The organism is Pseudomonas neustonica (genome assembly GCF_003797945.1).
Classification (GTDB): Bacteria; Pseudomonadota; Gammaproteobacteria; order Pseudomonadales; family Pseudomonadaceae; genus Halopseudomonas; species Halopseudomonas neustonica.
Map to the genome: position 1 here is coordinate 68,967 of NZ_RKKU01000010.1, position 18,239 is coordinate 87,205.

Sequence of the window (18,239 nt, forward strand, 5' to 3'; positions counted from 1 at the left end):
TGCGAAAATTGGACTTGGCAGGATTGCACAAGTTTGGCTTTAGAGCGTCACGTAGCGCTGTACGATACGCGCATAACTGCCATCTTCAACCAGCCGTCTCAGCACATTGATATAAGCCTCAACAAAAACCGGATCGTTTGAGACCTTACTAAAAGCGACTTCTGCCGCAGCGCTGGATACCACAATACCGGTGGCCTTTATCTGTTCGCTGAGGCCCAGCTGTTGCAGCTCATAGGCCCCCGTATACTCGTCAGCAATCACGCCGTCGATGCGCCTTCGGTACAACATACTCCATAGATTGGTCCTATTGGTCACCATCGAAACCTGAGCAGCAAAAGTCGGATCACTCATTAACTGATGATAGTCGGGTCCATAGTGAACATTAATCTGAGCTCCCAGACGAAACGAGGTGTTCTTCAGCTCAAGTAGTCGAGAAATAGGCCAACTCGCCAACGCCTCCTGGTGCATAAACAGAATGTTGCGTGCCGCAGGAAATACCGGCCCCGAAAAATAAGCGTAGGCCTGACGCTGCGGCCGACGAAAGGCACTCGGAAGAATATCCAGTCGGCCAGCCTCGAGTTCCCTGAGCGCACGCGCCCAGGGAAGTTTGCGCAGATTGGCCTGACAATTAAGCTCCGCCAGCACGAGAAGGCTGAATTCCACATCAATGCCCACCACCCTACCGTCAATACTTTGCATGCTAAACGGCGGGTCATCATCCCAGCGCAAGGTTTTCTCGCAGGCGACAGCGTTCAGGCTTTGCGAGCAAGCCAGGATCAACATTACTAACAATAAACGGCGGCCGGGGTTTGAAGACTGGCGTGCCGCAGTAACAGCGAAGGACACCATTGGCGCAGTGCTCGATAAGCGGTTTAAAGAGTTTAGTAGGCCTGGTGGAAAACACCATGAGTGTCAAACGACGCGCCAACGTGAGCCTCTAGACAGCAGCACGCCGCGCTTATCCGCCAACCCATACACCGCATCCATATGACACGCTCTATCATGCAGCCTAGCTCTACCAACTGAGCGTATTACCCTCAAAATCGACAAAACGCTGCTCACTCAATCCCAGTGCCCCTTCCAGTACAGCGACCATCCCGGTGGCGCTTTGCTCAACCGTCACAGGTGCATAGCTGCCGCCCATGTCTGATTGAACCCAGCCGGGATGCAGATTAAGCACACCAACACCGGCGGGTAGGGCCTGCTTGACGGCAAACCCACGTGAAAGACTATTGAGCGCTGCTTTACTAGCGCGGTAAAGCTCAAGCCCTTCGCCGTCATTGAGCGACACGCTGCCCATCCTGGAGCTAACAAAGCCGATGACACCGCCGTGCTTGATTGCCGGAAGAAGCGCTCGCGCAAGGCGCAAGGGAGCCATAGCGTTGATGTCAAACAACTCAGTGATTTCGGCGTCAGTTGCCTGTTCAACGCGCTGGTGGTCTGGGCCAAGAATGCCCGCGGAGATCACCAGAAGATCCAGGGTCTTGTCGGGCATCAAGGCGGCAAGCGCAGATACTTGCTCGGGTAGTTTCATATCCAGTGCGGCGATGGCAAGACGGTCCCCGTAGTGGTGCCCGACCTCACTCAAGGCATACGGCACGCACGAAACATCTCGCACCGTAGCCGTAACCTGCCATCCCCGCGCGAGCAATACGCTTACAAAACCCAACCCAATGCCGCGCGATGCGCCAATGACCAACGCTCGGCGGCCCGGCGCTTTTTCAATCGTTTGGTTGCTCGGCATAGTGCCTCCTCACAGTGATGTGACCAGGGTTAATCCGGGTTGCGATCAACTATTCAAACCTGCTGCCTTGGCACGCGCAGCATGCAGCTTCTGGTAACTCTCAATCAGACGCTGATGCCGGTCGAGGCCTTCGAGCTTGGTGCTGGTAGGCGTGAGGCCGTAAAAGCGGACGCTGCCATCGACCGAGCCGAGCGCGGCGTCCATCCGCTGTTCACCAAACATGCGGCGGAAGTTGACCACAAACTCTTCCAGCTCCAACTCATCATCCAGCACCACTTCCAGCACCACATTAACTGCCTGATAAAACAAACCGCGCTCGACCGTGTTGTCGTTGAACTGCAGGAAGGTCTCAACCAGTTCTTTCGCTTCGTCATATTGCTGCAGAGCCAGATAGATCAGCAGTTTGAGCTCCAGAATCGTCAACTGCCCCCAGGCCGTATTGTCATCAAACTCAATGCCGATCAGGGTGGTGATATCGGTGTAATCGTCAAGCTCGCTTTCTTCCAGACGCTCGACCAGCGCTTGCAGTTCATCCTCATCAAGACTATGCAGGTTAAGAATGTCTTCGCGGAAAAACAGCGCCTTGTTGGTGTTATCCCAGATCAGATCGTCGACCGGGTAAATCTCCGAGTATCCCGGCACCAGGATGCGGCAAGCGGTTGCGCCCAGGTCGTCATACACCGCCATGTAGACTTCTTTGCCGAGGTCTTCAAGGATGCCGAACAGGGTTGCCGCCTCATCACTGTTTGAGCTCTCACCCGCCCCGGAAAAGTCCCATTCGACAAAGTCGTAATCGGACTTGGCGCTGAAGAAGCGCCAGGAAACAACGCCGCTGGAGTCGATAAAGTGCTCCACAAAGTTATTCGGCTCAGTCACCGCATGGCTTTCAAAGGTGGGCGCGGGCAGGTCATTCAAGCCTTCAAAACTGCGGCCCTGCAGCAACTCGGTCAGGCTGCGCTCCAACGCCACCTCAAAGCTTGGATGCGCGCCGAAAGAGGCAAACACACCGCCAGTGCGCGGATTCATCAGAGTGACGCACATCACCGGAAACTCGCCACCCAGCGAGGCGTCCTTCACCAGCACCGGGAAGCCCTGCTCTTCCAGACCCTGAATACCGGCAACAATACCGGGATACTTGGCCAACACCTCCTGCGGTACATCGGGTAGCGCCAGCTCGCCTTCGAGAATCTCGCGCTTAACTGCGCGCTCAAAAATCTCGGACAGGCACTGCACCTGTGCCTCGGCCAGCGTGTTACCGGCACTCATGCCGTTACTCAGATACAGGTTTTCTATCAGGTTGGAGGGGAAGTACACCTGCTCGCCGTCGGACTGACGCACATAGGGCAGTGAGCAAATACCGCGCTCTATGTTGCCGGAGTTGGTGTCATACAGGTGCGAGCCACGCAACTCACCCTCAGGGTTGTAGATAGCCAGGCAGTACTCATCAAGAATCTCAGCAGGCAGCGCGTCTTTGCGGCCCGGCTTGAACCAGCGCTCGTTGGGATAATGCACAAAGGGCGCGTTGGCGATGTCTTCGCCCCAGAACTGATCGTTGTAGAAGAAGTTGCAGTTCAGCCGCTCGATGAATTCGCCCAGTGCTGAAGCCAGCGCGCCCTCTTTGGTTGCGCCCTTGCCGTTGGTGAAGCACATAGGTGACTGCGCATCACGAATGTGTAGCGACCACACGTTGGGAACAATATTGCGCCAGGAGGCGATCTCAATCTTCATGCCCAGGTCCGCAAGAATGCCCGACATATTGGCAATGGTCTGCTCCAGCGGCAGATCCTTACCCAGAATGCAGGTGCCCTCGGCCGACGCAGCTGGCAGCATCAGCAAGGCTTGGGCGTCGGCGTCCAGACTCTCCACCTCTTCAATAACAAAATCCGGACCGGTCTGTACGGCCTTTTTGACCGTGCAACGGTCGATAGAGCGCAAAATACCCTGGCGGTCTTTGTCTGAAATATCGGCCGGTAACTCGACCTGAATCTTGAACGTCTGCTTGTAGCGGTTTTCCGGGTCAACAATGTTGTTCTGCGACAGCCGAATGTTGTCGGTAGGAATATTGCGTGTATCGCAGTACAGCTTCACAAAATAAGCCGCACACAGCGCCGATGAGGCCAGAAAATAGTCAAACGGACCAGGCGCCGAGCCGTCACCCTTGTAACGGATAGGCTGGTCAGCAACCACCGTGAAGTCATCAAATTTGGCTTCGAGCCGAAGGTTGTCGAGAAAGTTGACCTTGATTTCCATGTGCGATTACCAGAGTTGCGAGCAAGACGAATTGGCCGCCATTATCCGGCTTTTCAGCGCAAAGTCATGTACTCACCATGACGGGGCAATGGCGCAGCGTAGCAGGCGCTTGCTCATGACGGGCCATAAGTAGACGCCTATCGTTTAGGCCAAAGCAATGATGCCCTGCGGGCAAGGTAAAACGCGGTCTGAGTAATTGGGCCGATAGCTACTTTTGATGGGAAAAGCAGGCAGTAGCGCCTAAAATGGTCCGCTCATTTTTTTGGCCTTTGCTGATGACCGACTTGCCTGCTGTTCACTACGACATTACCAAAATCGCGAAAATCGATGCCGTCCCCTTGATCCTGAAAATGATCAAGCAAATCACCGGCATGCGTTTCGCCGCGGTTGCCAGAGTAACCGAGGCCAAATGGGTTGCCTGCGCTGTCGACGACTCGATCGATTTCGGTCTGCAAACGGGCGGCGAGCTGGTCGTTGGCGACACCATCTGCGACGAGATACGGGTCCATCACCAGCCGGTCGTATTCCAGCACGCCAGCGAAGATCCTGTTTATGTCGATCATCACACCCGAAAACTGTTCGAGCTGGAAAGCTACATCTCGATTCCCATTATCAGGGCCAACGGCGAGTTCTTCGGGACGATCTGCGCAATCGATCGCGTGCCTGCGCACTTTGACGAAAGCACGGTAGTGACCAAACTTGAGCTCTTTGCTCAGTTGATTGCGGTTCAGCTGGATATGCAGGAAGCCCAAGAGAAAATAGAGGCGGCGCTGATCAAGGAGACGGAAACCGGTCGCTTACGCGAGCAGTTTATTGCCGTTTTGGGTCACGATCTGCGTTCACCGCTAACGGCTATAGGAATGAGTGCCGAGTTACTGGAAAGCAAACTGACAGTCGAACGTGATCGCGGCCTGGCAACATCGATCAAACAAAGCTCAAAACGCATGAGCACGCTGATTGAAGACGTGCTGGATTTCTCCAAAGCGCGCCTCGGCAGCGGCATTCCGGTCAAGCGAATGGTGACCAACCAGCTAACCTCAGCGATCAACGACGTTGTCGATGAAATCGCGTTATCTAACCCAAATACCGCTATAAACCGCCATATACAGATACCAGAAGAGGTCTTCTGTGATACCGGCAGAATGGGCCAGCTACTATCCAACTTACTGGTTAATGCGGTCACCCATGGCGCGCAGGATTCGCCCATTGGGGTGTCTGCGGTCATGGATAACAACGAGGTCGTGCTCTGCGTTACCAACCAGGGAAAACAGATTCCGCCAGAGCTGATATCCCTATTGTTTCACCCTTTTACCCGGTCTGAGGCGCAGAGCAGCGGTGAAGGCCTGGGATTGGGCTTGTACATCGCCGCTCAGATTGTCGCCGGTCACGAGGGCACGCTTGATGTCCAGTCCACGGCAGAAGCCGGCACTTGCTTCGTCGCCCGCTTCCCCAACAACCGCCGTGCAGCAAACGAAGCCTGAAAAGACGCACCGGCATGGATGCCAGAGCTCGGTTCAGGCGAACATCGAATAAAGCATCAGCCCCCAACAACAGATCACCACATATGCCAGATTAGGATGTATGCAACGGATAAAGTTACGTGCCTGAGTTGCTAAGCTGGCGTGATAGCCACCGCGAAACAAATCCGCCAGGGCCACCTCGTATAGATCGACAAATTTACTTTGCGGATTACGTGCGTCCAGCGGGCGCTGCTGACCAAGCATGGCAAACACCAGAAAGGTCATGGGCACGGCAATGCCCACCACAAAGGCAACCATGATATTGATACCAGAGTCCCCCAGGCGCTTCACATAAGAGCAGATAAAGCCATAAATCAGCACCAGCACCGCCACGATCAATACCTTGCCATGCATCACGCTGGGTAACAGCGCGTCAGTCAAACGCAGAATACTTGCCGTGATGCCGATCATGGCAGCGAGAGCCAACAGGAACTCGCCACGGGTAATACGCCCTTTCAGGTTAAACAGGGTTTTTCCCAGCCAGGCCCAGCAAATTTGCTGTGGCGGCGCATTCAGGCTTTCCTCGGCGGCTACCAACAGCAAGCTCAGGCGCTCAAGAAGCTCTCTTTCCACGCCCCAGTTCAGGCTCTGATCGGTGCTCCATTGGAAGCGCTCATCAAGACGCACCAGTATTGCGGCAGGGACTGCGGCGCGCTCCTGGTCGCCAAGGTTGTCCAGCAACGCGCTCAATAACTCACGCCCCACGACCAGCCGCACCTCAAGATTATTCAGATCAGGCGCCAGCAGCAGTGCATCCCACGCTGCCGCATCTGCGCGGCGCTGCGGGTCGTTAACCAGTTGAGTAAAGTCGTTGCCCAACTGGTCCAAGCGCTGCTGCGCACGTGCGCCCTCTTCCCGCACAGCCTGCTCGCGCTGCCGGTGCAACTCCTGGATACGCTCACGCTCGTCTGCCAACGCCTGGCGTGCGGCTTGCTGCTCAGCTGCTTTTTTTGCCAAGGCCTCTGGCGACATAACCGGCTCAGGGGCAGCGGGCTGGTCCGGCGGAGAAACAGACTCGGGCGGAGGAACAGGCTGGCGCTGCCAATTTGGCTCCGGCGCTGACACATCGGCATCAGCCATGCGGCGCGGCGCTGTTTTAGGCGCACTCGCCAGCGCCTGCTCATAAGCTTCGCGCAACGCCATGAAGTCTTCGGGGTGGTCTTCCGGATGAACCTCTTTAAGCAACCGAGAGTAGGCGCGTTTGATGGTTCTCTGGTCGCTGCCGAGCTCAACGCCCAGCGTCTGCCAATAGCTCACCAATGCCCCCGCTGATCCTTGATTTCACCAAGACGCACTTCAAGCTCGTCGCGCACGGCGTCACAGCGCTGCACATCCTGCGAGTCCATCGCGGCTTCAAAAAGTTGAATCAACTCCTCGATGTAGTCGCGCTCCTCGCCCAGCGCTTCGGCCCACATACGCTCGGCCTCGCCCAGCAAGGCAATATTGGCGCTGTGCTCGCGCGGATGAAACTTCAGCCTCTCCATTTCCTTGAGCAGCAGTGCCAGTTCGGCCTCATCCAGCTCGGTCGTGGTGTTCTGAATAACCAGGTGTGAGCGCGCGCCATTACTGACTACCTCAGCCTGTACTTCCAATACCCCGTTGATGTCGTAGGTAAAGCGCACATCCACGGCTTCCGCACTGGCCTTGTTGCGCGGTACCGAGACCTGCAACTCACCAATCTCGATATTGTGACGCACCAGCCGCTGTTCGCCCTGATAAACCATCAATTTGACCATATCCTGATTGTCGCTGACGGTATAAAAGCGATCTACCCGGCTTACCGGTACCACGGTATTGCGCGGAATGATCACGTGATAAAAGCCAGCCTGGTGGCCTTTATTCAAGTCTCTGGCGGTTTCAATCCCCAGCGAAAACGGACAGACATCGGTAAGCACCGTATCGCGCAGGCTCTGGTTACGCTGTTTCAACGCCGCCTGAATAGCCGCACCCATGGCGACCACCAGATCAGGATCAATGGTGGTCGAGGGGATGCGACCAAACAAACGGCCAACAAAGTTGCGCACCAGCGGCATGCGCGAGGCGCCGCCTACCAGAATCACCTCATCAAAGTCGTCGCGGCCCATGCCGGAATCACGCACCGCACGCTCAATCGGATCACGAATGCGCTGCAGCAAAGCATCACAACAGTTACCGAAATCATCACGGGTAAAGCAGATTTCCTGTACGGCGCCGCCGATACTCGCGCTCAGCTGCACCTCATGCTGCTCTGCCAAGGCCTTTTTCGCTTCATCACACAGGCGATACAGATGGGCGCGCTCCTCGCGGGTCAGCGACTGACGCTCACGCCCCAACTTCTCACAGACGGCGCCGACCATGGCAAAGGTAAAATCTTCGCCGCCCAGAAAGCTGTCACCACTGGTGGCGTGTACTTCCAGCAGGTCTTCAAACTTTTCCAGAATCGAGACGTCGAGAGTCCCCCCGCCGAGATCGACCACGATAAAACGGCGCTCTTCTTCTGTCTCTTGGATGCCGTAGGCCAATGACGCCGCCGTGGGCTCGTTGATCAGGCGTTCAACCTTGAGATCCGCCAGGCGCGCCGCATTCAAGGTGGCGGTGCGCTGGTTGTTATTGAAGTACGCCGGCACGCTGATGATGGCCTCATCCACCGGCTCGCCCAGATAACTCTCGGCGTCGGCCTTGAGCTGCTTGAGTACCAGCGCAGACAGCTCTTCCGCAGAATAACTGCGTTTGCCGAGGTTAAGTTTTTCCGCCGAGCCCATCAGGCGCTTGAACTGGGACGCCGTAAGCTCAGGATGGGTAACCAGGCGATCCTTGGCTGCCTTGCCCACCAGCACCATGCCCTGCTCGTCCACGCTGACCACCGAAGGTGTTAGCCGATCGCCAAGCGCGTTGGGGATAATCACGCTGTTGCCGTCCTGCCAGACGCTTACCAGGCTATTGGTGGTACCAAGATCAATGCCGACTACGGCCATAAAGCGTCCTTTTTAGCGGGTTATCCTCTGCGGACAAAATTATACACGCGCCCCGTTACAGGACCAGCGACCGCCGTCTCAGCTTGAAAACTTGGCTCTTGGTATACCCGTAAGCAGATTGCGCCCAAGCGCGAAACATCGCAGGATAAGCACAACATCCACCCAGCCCGGCCGCCATGACGTCTACCGCCTTACGCCAAGCTTGCCCACCCGGTACCTGCGACTGCGATCGTGATGCCTTGCTTGATTCCCCTGACGCGGACGCACGCATACTGCGTTTAACCTTGCATGAAGAGAAGCGTCTACTCGCGCGACTGGAAAGCATCAGCACACTCTCCGAGCTGGAGCACCTGCAGCAGCGCATGCACGAGCAGTTGGGCATCCGTCTGATGATTGGCCCGGGCTTGAAAGAGGTACGCAGCCTGCGCGGCATCGGTATGCAGTTTGAGCCGCAACGCGGCCTCTGCCGCAAAACCCGAAAATCGATCCCGGCGGCGATACGGCGAAGCCTGCAGGCACACCCAGAAATCGTGTTTGATCTCCTCAACAGTCAGGATTTGTTGCGCGATGCCTAAACGCAGCCAGTAGTAGCGGTGCAAGAGAGACGAAAAAACACAAACCTCGTACCAGACATAAAGGACTGAAGGTTGCTGCACAACTGCGCCTGCAAGCCGTTATAGAGAACCTGATCACAACGCCCTATCCCCGGTTTGACTTGCAGATTCCCGAGTGTTGAACTCCGCGCTCAGGAGCGAGCACCTCGCTTATAATGCATGGCGTTCGGAAGTCGCAGGGATGAATATCACAACGCGGTTCGCCGTTTGGCTACACGAGTTTAAAGCTCGCATACAGCCCAACACCCGGCTGTTCAAACTGATAAGAAAAGCAGAATATCGCCTGGGTACAGCGTTAAGCCTTGAAGACATTCGCTCGATCGTCGAACTATTCCGTGAGCTAGAATCACCGATCACCTTCCGCTACTTGACGGTATTTTTGAGCGTCGGCTTGGCGAGCATCGTCTGGATAATCCTGATTGCAGTCAATATGGCCGATGCCCACGGGTGGGTGGGCCAAAAGCTGCCTAGCCCGTACTTTGTTCTGCAAGACGCCATATTAGTGTGCGTTACCGTTAGTGCGGCGTCGGTTGTGTTCCGGCTTCGCTCGCACCGAAGAGCGTTCGACGCGTTGTCGTCAGATTTACATAGACGATATGCCTATCTCTTGCACGGCATAAAAACCGCCCCCGTCAAAGATGACCTAGCAGGGCTGGCCAAACACTTCGCTGAGTTTCGCCGGGGCGACACCGGTCGCGTACTGTCAAACAAGGTTGTGGGTAGTTATCAAGGGGACACACATAAACTGTCATTCACCTACTACCGATTTCGCTATGTAAAGTGTACGAGCGACGGCGAGAACACGAGCAAACAAGAGTATGAGCGCTTTGCGCTAATCAACGAATTTCCGCCGGTGGGTAACGTGCTCATCAGGGGAGATCATCGCGCTCAGCCCAAGGTCATCGTGATTACCCTGTTCGGCGATGATAGTGGCATCGAGCGCGAGCCAAAGAAACAAGTGCCTGAGCGCTACACCAGCAGCTCCTCAGCCTTCAATAAACGTTTCAACATATTCGGCAGCACCAAGATCGCCTGCGCGCGATTGTTAAAGCCCATCACCACACTAACCTTGCTGGAAAAAACCGCCTCGCTTGAACGGCTAAATATGCAGTTCGCCGACGAACGCTTGTGCATGAGTTTTGACAACAAAGACATGCTCCATTTCACCACCTACACCACACTGCACAACCCCGAAGCGATGCTGGAGGAAATGCAGGGCGGGATAGATAATTACCGCATACCGCTGCTTGAGCACTATCTGAAACTGAACCACAGGTTAGCGTGCCAGCACGACGATAACTTCTCCCTACCATCAGACAAACCGGCATAACGAGGCCCTATGACAACCACATTATTTATCCTAATTCTGCTGATAATCCTTGGCATCACCACCATCGGCGTCTACAACCGCATCATCGCTACAGCTAACGCGGCTCAGCGCGCCTGGGCAGACGTGTTGGCGTACGAACGGCAGAAGACAAAAACACTGGAGGCGCTGACGGAACAGGCAGACGCCTTTAAAGAGCATGAGCATCACCTGATGACCGAACTGACCCAGTTGCGCGAGTCGATAGCAGCGCTTCCGGAGTCGCCCAACGGCGGCACATTAAAGCCGGTCGAAACGATGTCGCAACAGGTTGTTGACCGCGTCAAGCTCGCCGTGGAGGCTTATCCCGAGCTGAGATCGTCTAACGTAGTGACGGGATTTATGCGGGAAATCAGTGAACAACAAGCCAATGTCGGTGCGGCGATCAACGTCTTCAACAGCGAAGTTGAGCGTTTCAACAACAGCATTCAGTTTTTTCTGGCCGCGCAGGTTAACAACCTGATGCTGCACAAAGAACGCATAGTGCCGTTCAGTGATAGCGAAGCGGCAAGCGGCTTTGAGTACCAGCCCAACTTCTGAGTTACCACCGGGGAGAAGCCTACACGCTAGTGAACAGCCGACCTGTATTGCTCGAAGGTTAGCACCAAAGGCACACCCTTGGTCACAGCAACAGCCTACCGACTGTGCAAACCTTCTGCTCCGTTAATAGCGATATCGGTACCGATCACCAGCACCAGCGGAACAGAAAAAATCACCAGCATCCCGTCCGCCATAACCGCTAGCGGTGTGACCAGCGTGCGCAGTGCCACCACGTGAGGGCCGAGGCTTTCACTGACCTTGATTCGGTAATCCCGATTCAGCGCCTGCTGGCGCAACGACTCATCCGCTCGTACGCCATTAGCGGCATAGCGTGTGCCGGTAATCTGACCATCAAACACCAGGGTTTGATCGTCCGCCCGATAACCAGCAGCCAACGCGGCCTCGCGCTCAGCAGCGTTTGCGTCGCTAATCTGCAGACGATAATGCCCTGAAACACGTTGCGCGGAGCTGACGCTGAACTGGTCAAAGCTCGCGCTCACCTTGGTACGAAACCCGGCACTAAAGGTCTCGCGTAAAACCGCCGGCAAGGGAAACACATAATGATGTTTGGGAGTCAGCACCACCATCCATTGCTGATCCGCCGACAACATAACGGCATCCAGCGTTTCGGTGTAGTCGCGGCTTTCATAGAGCTTGCTGGTAACACAGCCGCCAGCAAACAATAACGCGGCGATGAGCGCCGCTCGGTAAAACCTGTTCATTTAGCCTCCTGCCAACATATCGCAAAGCCATCCTGCTTTGCCCCTCAGGCGGTATACCTGAAAACACCAGCAACCGCTTTTTCTTTCCCTCGCGATTGTCTACTCGCTCTCACTTGGGCGGGCTAAAACCCGGTTTAACAACCAATACAGTCTCCCAGAGGCGACTTGGTGGTAGATGCGTGACACCTAGCAAGTAACACGCGCTATGAACACCTATTATCAGCGCATCCCCGCTAAAAAAGCCAAGAGCTTATCCACTACGACCTCGGGCTGCTCCTGCTGTACCCAGTGCCCCGCATCAGGGATTAGATTGCAGCTGCGCAGGTCACTGCAGGCGAGGCTCTGCATGGCCTCAAATGCGCCAGGGCTTTGATAGATGCCCCAATCGCTCGCACCGGCAATAAAGCACGCGGGCACGCTAATGGTCAGGCCGGCAAACAGCAGCAGCTCGGCCTGTGATGCCGCTGAGCCAAACGCCCTATACCACTGCAACCCACCCTGAAACCCGGTTGCAGCAAAGCTAAGCGCATACACCGCCAGATCCTTATCTGGTAACCAGGCACAAGCACTCACCTGTTCGGCCGTTGGCATCGCCTGCGCCACGGTTTGCGGCATCGTTTTATCCATCGCCATCACGTAATACTCGGGCATAGTAGCCAAATCAGCGGCGCTGGCGGATGCCAAAGGCGCAGGCTTATTGCCCGGCCAATCGGCGCTTTTCATGTGGAAGTAGGCACGCAGAAAATCAGGCAAGCCTTGCGCGCAATCCAGCATCTGCTGGTTCGCCTCCGGCAGACACAGGTAACGCTGGTAATGCAGGCGCGGCGGATTAAGCGCAGCCAGATCCTGATGCACCTTGGCTGCTTGCTCGGCCGCGCTGCGCCCATCAAAACGAAAGCTGGATGCTCCCGGATAGGGTGCACTCATCAGGGCCACCGAGCGAAAAACGTCGGGCCTGGTCAGCGCGCAGGTCGCGGCCACTGGTGAGCCGATATCGTGCCCCACCACCGCCGCAACCGACTTGTGCCCCAAGGCAAAAATCAGCCCCAGCGCATCCCGAACCAGATTGAGCAAACGGTACTGACTGACATCACCCTCGTAGCGCATATCGCTGCCTTCGGTCATGCCGTAGCCGCGTTGATCCGGAGCAACCACCTGATAGCCTGCCTCCGCCAACGGCAGCATAACCTTGCGCCAGGTATAGGCCAGCTCAGGAAAGCCATGCAGCAACAACACGCACTCTCGCCCCGAGGACTCATAGCCAGCCTCCAGAATGTGCATATTCAGGCCATTGCCGTTATCTATCTGGCGCGACCGAATACCCGGCGGTAGTTGGGCGATCAGGGTAGCTTTAGCGGCAGCGCGCGCTGAATGAGAACGGGAGTCAGGCATGCGGGTATCTTCTTGTTATTCGGTTAGGGCAATGAAGGCATTTCAAACTAACCAGCCCGCCAAACGCCGTCAAGCGAGCCCACACTATTCAGACCGGGTGAATAAGTACCAATTTGACCCATGGATAAACAAAAAAGGGCCGCTGAATTAGCGACCCTTCAAACTACGCGTAAAGCTGCATGCTCAGGTTGCAACAACCAGATCAGATTCTGCCTCGGCCAGCATGGCGAATTCCTCATCCGCCGATTTAGCGACCAGATGCTTGCGGCTATAACCGAAGTAATAGGCACCGCCGATCACGAAGAGTACTACGGTGTAGAAAAACGCTCTTGGGTCAAAGGCGTATACACCGGTAAGTGCAATCAGTGAGAGCACCAACGCGATGCCAGAGGTGACCACACCGCCCGGTGTCTTGTATGGGCGGACCAGATCAGGTTGCTTGATACGCAGCAGAATATGACTCAACGCCATGAGCGCGTAGGACACAGTCGCACCCACTACCGCCATCGCCAGCATCAGATCGCCCTCACCGCTGAGCGACGCCAGAAAGCCAAAGACACCAGGCACGATCAACGCCCGTGCCGGCACCTTGCGCGAGGTGGTGAGGGATAGCGACTTGGGCAAATAGCCGGCACGTGACAGCGCAAACACCAAACGACTGTAGCCGTAGATGATCGAGAAGAACGAGGCAACCAGGCCCGCCAAACCCAGCACATTCACCAGCGTCGCCAGGCTGCCGTTGCCAGTCGCATTCAGCGCGTCTACCAGCGGCACGGCGCTCTCGCCCATCGCCTTGGCACCTGCAGCGCCCGGCACCAGTACCACCACCATCAACGCGGTAAACAGCAGAAAGACCATGGCACCGATGATGCCCTTGGGCACATCCTTGCCCGGGTCCTTGGCTTCTTCAGCGGCCAGGGGTACGCCTTCAACCGCCAGAAACAGCCACATGGCAAAGGGCAGTGCCGCCCACACGCCATACCAGCCCAACGGCAGCATATCGCTCGCGCCTGCGGCGTCGGTAGTGGCGATGTCGAACAGATTGCTGGCATCGAAGTGCATCACCAGCGCTACACCGGTTGCCACGATGGCAAATACCGCCAAACCGCTGATGACCATCATCACCTTCAGCGCCTCACCCACGCCTGCCAGGTGAATACCAACGAAGATCAAGTAGAACGCGGCATAGACCCAAGGGCCATTGAAGCCGAGCAGCGACTCAACCGCCGAGCCGATAAAGATAACGATGGCAGCGGGCGCCAAGGCGTACTCAATCAACACTGCCAGCCCCGTCATAAAGCCGCCGGTCGGCCCCATTGCCTGACGAGCAAAACTGTAGCCACCACCTGCTGCCGGGATCGCCGCCGACATTTCTGCTAACGACAATACTAGCGTCAGATACATCAGCGCCATCAATACGGCAGCAATCGCAAAGCCGCCCCAGCCCGCTTCGGCGATGCCGAAGTTCCAGCCGGCAAAATCACCGGAGATCACATAAGACACACCCAGCCCCGCGAGCAGAATCCAGCCTGCGGTGCCGCGCTTGAGTTGCCGTTTGGCAAGGTACTCCTGATTGTCTGTAGCCATGTTCATCCCTCTATTTTTTCTAGTTAAAAGTTGCGTCTGGTTTAAAGCGCTTAGTCTTTTTTAGTTTTGTGTTGTCACGTGCCATATCGGGGTTATTCGGAAATCAGAAAATTCTTGCCGCCGCCGTGCTCGATCACATCGTCTTCAGTGCGGTCCTTGAGCTTTACGCCAGAGAGCTTCAGACGCCGCGCCTCGCGTAGCAGGTAAAGCACGCGCCGCGCTGCTTCGGAGTAAGCGAGACCCGCCGGGCGGACGTTGGAAATACAATTGCGTGCCGCGTCGTTGAGGCCTGGCCTGGCATCCCAAGTGAGATAAAGGCCAAGGCTATCCGGCGAACTAAGCCCGGGGCGCTCACCAATCAGCAACAGCACCGCGCGGGCATTGAGCAACTCGCCAATGTCATCACCTACGGCCACTCGGCCCTGCTCCACTACCGTGATCGGGGCTAGGCTCCAGGGCTCTTGCTCGGCCTGCAGCAAGTCCAGCAAGGGAGACAAAAACGCCGCTGCGTTCTGCTGCACTGCTAGCGACGACAAACCATCAACGATGACGATGGCCAGATCGGTTTTTGCCGCTGCACTGGCGGTAGGCAATCCGATCAGTTGCTCGCGCGACGCATCATCCAGCAACCGCCCCAGATCGGGCCGCTGCAAGTAGCTCACCCGGTCCTCGGCCTGCGAGTGCAGCCGCAATACCGGCCCTGATGGCAATCGGTTCAACCCAGTGAGTTCAGTACAAAGCGCTTCTACATCCAGCGGAAAATGGACGGCGTCGCGGGCCTGTGCATGTGAGAGCTGAAATGCCAGCATTTCGCTGGTAGGCAGGCTGATACCCGCTCTGCCCAAGCCAATGCGCGCATCGGTGAATTCACGCAACCGGCGCCAGGGATTCTCCACCACCTTGCCGTTCTGTACATGCTGCTCGACGCTGCTTGCCGGTTTGGCAGCTGTGTCGCTTTCCGGCTTGCGCTCACTCATGCGCGACCTCCCGGCAGCGCCTTCAGCGAACGCGCAAAGGGCTCTGGCAATGCCTCGTGCAGAATGTGTCTATCGGCATCGCGCATGATCTGCATACGCGTCAACCACTGCTCAAACTCCGGTGCCGGCCGTGAGCCCAGTACCCGGCGCACGTACAGCGCATCGTGGAAAGAGGTGGTTTGATAGTTGAGCATGATGTCGTCCGAGCCGGGGATGCCCATCACAAAGGAGCAACCCGCCACACCCAGCAGCGTCAGCAGGTTATCCATATCGTTCTGGTCGGCTTCGGCGTGGTTGGTATAACAAACGTCACAGCCCATGGGCACGCCAAGCAACTTGCCGCAGAAGTGATCCTCCAGGCCGGCACGGGTGATTTCCTTACCGTCAAACAGGTACTCCGGGCCGATAAAACCGACCACGGTATTCACCAGCAGCGGCTTGAATTTGCGTGCGACGGCATAGGCGCGTGCCTCGCAGGTTTGCTGATCCAGCCCGTGATGCGCGTTGGCCGAGAGCGCGCTGCCCTGCCCGGTCTCAAAGTACATAACGTTATCGCCCACGCTGCCACGCTTGAGGCTCAACGCAGCCTCGCGCGCCTCGGCCAGGGTATTCAGATTGAAGCCAAAGCTGCTGTTGGTGGCCTCGGTACCGCCGATCGACTGGAATACCAGATCAACCGGCGCGCCCGCTTCGATGCACTCAATAGTATTGGTTACGTGGGTGAGTACACAGGACTGGGTAGGAATCTCGTATTTTTCGATCACCTCGCCCATCAACTTCATCAACTTGATGGCCTGGGATACGTTATCGGTCGCCGGGTTGATGCCAATCACCGCATCACCGTTGCCGTACAGCAAGCCATCGAGAATGCTGGCCGCAATGCCATTCACATCGTCCGTCGGGTGGTTTGGTTGCAAGCGGGTAGACAGGTGGCCAGGCAGGCCAATGGTGTTACGAAAGGCGGTCGTTACGTGACATTTTTTTGCGACCAGAATCAGGTCCTGATTACGCATGATCTTGCTGACCGCCGCGGCCATCTCCGGCGTAATGCCGAGCCGCACTGAGCGCAGCACCTCAGGTGTGGCGTAATCGCTCAGTAACCAGTTGCGGAAATCGCCCACGGTAAGATGGGCAATGGGCGCAAAGGCCTCGGCGTCATGCTCATCCATAATCAGCCGGGTGATCTCATCCTGCTCATAGGGCACCAGTGCGTCATTTAGAAAGGTCTTAAGCGGTACTTCGGCCAGGGTCATCTGCGCTACCGCGCGCTCTTCTGCCGACAACGCGATAACACCAGCCAAGCGATCACCAGAGCGGTGTGGCGTGGCCTTGGCCATCAGCTCGGCCAGGTCACGAAATTGATAGGTCTTGCTACCCAGTACGTAGCGATAGGATTGGCTCATCATTCACCTCAGGCACAGAACTTGCTGCTAAAATGCGGCAACGTCGCTCATACGCAGCAATTAATAGCAAAGAGTCATGCGATGAACGTTCCAGGCAACTATCACGTTTTGGCAAATCGACTTTTTCTCATCAATTCAAACGCTTGGCGCATGCTGATGAACCATGAACACTAAACCCGCCCCAGAAGACGCACTCCAGCGCGCGCCCGTGCACCCGTCTTCAGCACCCGGCGCACCAGGGCGGAGCACGCTTGAGGCGCAGGACGCCGACGAGCACGCTCACAACCTGACCAACTGGCAGCAGGAATATGACCAGCTCGCTGGCGGTCGTTTTTATGGACGCATTGATGAAGTCGCGCTGGAGGGCTTTCAGCTGTTCAAGGAGCACACCAACCGCTCACTGCGGCAACAGTGCAATGTCTGGAAGGATTCGGTATGGCTGGGCATACCTGCGCAAACGGCGGACTGTCGTATCAACGGCCTCCCCGTCGACAGCAACCAACTGATGTGCCGCCCCGGCGCGCGCGATTTTGAATTGATGACGCCAGATGCCTTCGACATCTACGGCATCGTGGTAAAAGAAGAAGTATTACTGCGCGCCGTCGAGCGCGAGGGCCGTGCACTGAATCTAGCGCTGCTGGAACAGGCACCGCGCCTGACCGTAGAACTGCAGCGGCTCGATCAGGTGCGCTACCTGCTCGAACGGGTAGTAACGCATAGCGCTGATGGCCTCAACAGCCGGCTGCAGCAGGATCTTGCCAGCACCGCCCTGCTTGCCCTGCTCAGTGAAGACAATCTGACCACGCAGACCACACCCAGTTATGCGCACCGCAAACAGGTGGTAGACAAGGTTAAAGCCTACATCGCCAGCAGCCCTAACACCCCCGTAAGCATGACCGAGCTGTGCGAACTGACCCACGTCAGCCGTCGCACCCTGCAATACAGTTTTGAAAGCATCCTCGGCATCAGCCCGCTCAAATTCCTGCGCACCACCCGCCTCAATCAAGTACGCCGCGCGCTCAGTGACCCACTACACGACACGCCCATTGCAGTCACAGCCGCTAATTGGGGCTTCTGGCATCCAGGGCAGTTTGCGCGCGAGTACAAGGCATTATTTGGCGAGAATCCGTCGCAGACGGTGAAGAAGGCACAAAGCGCCTTCCGTTAATA

General features: G+C 56.5%; 15 protein-coding genes. 5 read left to right on the forward strand and 10 right to left on the reverse strand.

The window, feature by feature from the left end; translation table 11 throughout:
* Positions 1-39 precede the first annotated feature (39 nt).
* The 3 genes from EF096_RS10050 to EF096_RS10060 all read right to left on the reverse strand — a co-directional run bounded on the left by EF096_RS10050 (position 40) and on the right by EF096_RS10060 (position 3,994).
* Complete coding sequence (locus EF096_RS10050) at positions 40-849, reverse strand: substrate-binding periplasmic protein (RefSeq protein ID WP_123889487.1); 810 nt, start codon at positions 847-849, stop codon at positions 40-42.
* Between the two features lie 166 nt (positions 850-1,015).
* Complete coding sequence (locus EF096_RS10055) at positions 1,016-1,744, reverse strand: SDR family NAD(P)-dependent oxidoreductase (RefSeq protein ID WP_123889488.1); 729 nt, start codon at positions 1,742-1,744, stop codon at positions 1,016-1,018.
* Between the two features lie 45 nt (positions 1,745-1,789).
* A complete protein-coding gene (locus tag EF096_RS10060; protein ID WP_123889489.1) occupies positions 1,790-3,994 on the reverse strand; it encodes an OsmC domain/YcaO domain-containing protein in 2,205 nt (734 codons plus the stop codon).
* Between the two features lie 275 nt (positions 3,995-4,269).
* Here EF096_RS10060 and EF096_RS10065 point away from each other — a divergent pair, with 275 nt between their 5' ends.
* Positions 4,270-5,475, forward strand: a complete 1,206-nt coding sequence (locus EF096_RS10065) for a GAF domain-containing sensor histidine kinase (protein WP_235869699.1) — start codon at positions 4,270-4,272, stop codon at positions 5,473-5,475.
* Positions 5,476-5,508: 33 nt separating this feature from the next.
* Here EF096_RS10065 and EF096_RS10070 read toward each other — a convergent pair whose 3' ends face one another.
* Both EF096_RS10070 and EF096_RS10075 read right to left on the reverse strand, forming a co-directional pair.
* The gene (locus EF096_RS10070) at positions 5,509-6,771 is read right to left on the reverse strand and encodes a J domain-containing protein (RefSeq protein ID WP_158611261.1); all 1,263 of its coding nucleotides are present in this window, start codon (positions 6,769-6,771) and stop codon (positions 5,509-5,511) included.
* Entirely contained in the window at positions 6,768-8,468 is a 1,701-nt protein-coding gene (locus EF096_RS10075; RefSeq protein WP_123889491.1) for an Hsp70 family protein, read from the reverse strand. The genes EF096_RS10070 and EF096_RS10075 overlap by 4 nt, the downstream gene beginning before the upstream one ends.
* A gap of 176 nt (positions 8,469-8,644) precedes the next feature.
* On the opposite strand from EF096_RS10075, the gene EF096_RS10080 reads away from it, so the two are divergent.
* From EF096_RS10080 to EF096_RS10090, 3 genes are all read left to right on the forward strand, one after another.
* Complete coding sequence (locus EF096_RS10080; protein WP_123889492.1) at positions 8,645-9,043, forward strand: hypothetical protein; 399 nt, start codon at positions 8,645-8,647, stop codon at positions 9,041-9,043.
* Positions 9,044-9,263: 220 nt separating this feature from the next.
* Entirely contained in the window at positions 9,264-10,412 is a 1,149-nt protein-coding gene (locus tag EF096_RS10085; RefSeq protein WP_123889493.1) for a hypothetical protein, read from the forward strand.
* Positions 10,413-10,421: 9 nt separating this feature from the next.
* A complete protein-coding gene (locus tag EF096_RS10090; RefSeq protein WP_123889494.1) occupies positions 10,422-10,988 on the forward strand; it encodes a LemA family protein in 567 nt (188 codons plus the stop codon).
* 95 nt (positions 10,989-11,083) lie between these two features.
* Here the strand turns inward: EF096_RS10090 and EF096_RS10095 are convergent, their stop codons facing one another.
* The 5 genes from EF096_RS10095 to EF096_RS10115 all read right to left on the reverse strand — a co-directional run bounded on the left by EF096_RS10095 (position 11,084) and on the right by EF096_RS10115 (position 17,069).
* Positions 11,084-11,710, reverse strand: a complete 627-nt coding sequence (locus EF096_RS10095; protein ID WP_123889495.1) for a hypothetical protein — start codon at positions 11,708-11,710, stop codon at positions 11,084-11,086.
* A gap of 219 nt (positions 11,711-11,929) precedes the next feature.
* Positions 11,930-13,102, reverse strand: a complete 1,173-nt coding sequence (locus EF096_RS10100) for an alpha/beta hydrolase (RefSeq protein WP_123889496.1) — start codon at positions 13,100-13,102, stop codon at positions 11,930-11,932.
* 183 nt (positions 13,103-13,285) lie between these two features.
* Positions 13,286-14,689, reverse strand: a complete 1,404-nt coding sequence (gene eat / locus EF096_RS10105; RefSeq protein ID WP_123889497.1) for an ethanolamine permease — start codon at positions 14,687-14,689, stop codon at positions 13,286-13,288.
* A gap of 92 nt (positions 14,690-14,781) precedes the next feature.
* Complete coding sequence (eutC, locus tag EF096_RS10110; RefSeq protein WP_123889498.1) at positions 14,782-15,666, reverse strand: ethanolamine ammonia-lyase subunit EutC; 885 nt, start codon at positions 15,664-15,666, stop codon at positions 14,782-14,784.
* On the reverse strand, positions 15,663-17,069 hold the full coding sequence (locus EF096_RS10115) for an ethanolamine ammonia-lyase subunit EutB (RefSeq protein ID WP_123889499.1): 1,407 nt from the start codon (positions 17,067-17,069) through the stop codon (positions 15,663-15,665). Before EF096_RS10115 ends, eutC begins: the two co-directional genes overlap by 4 nt.
* Before the next feature lie 163 nt (positions 17,070-17,232).
* Between EF096_RS10115 and EF096_RS10120 the strand changes: the two genes are divergently transcribed.
* The gene (locus EF096_RS10120; protein WP_123889500.1) at positions 17,233-18,237 is read left to right on the forward strand and encodes a helix-turn-helix domain-containing protein; all 1,005 of its coding nucleotides are present in this window, start codon (positions 17,233-17,235) and stop codon (positions 18,235-18,237) included.
* Positions 18,238-18,239 lie beyond the last annotated feature (2 nt).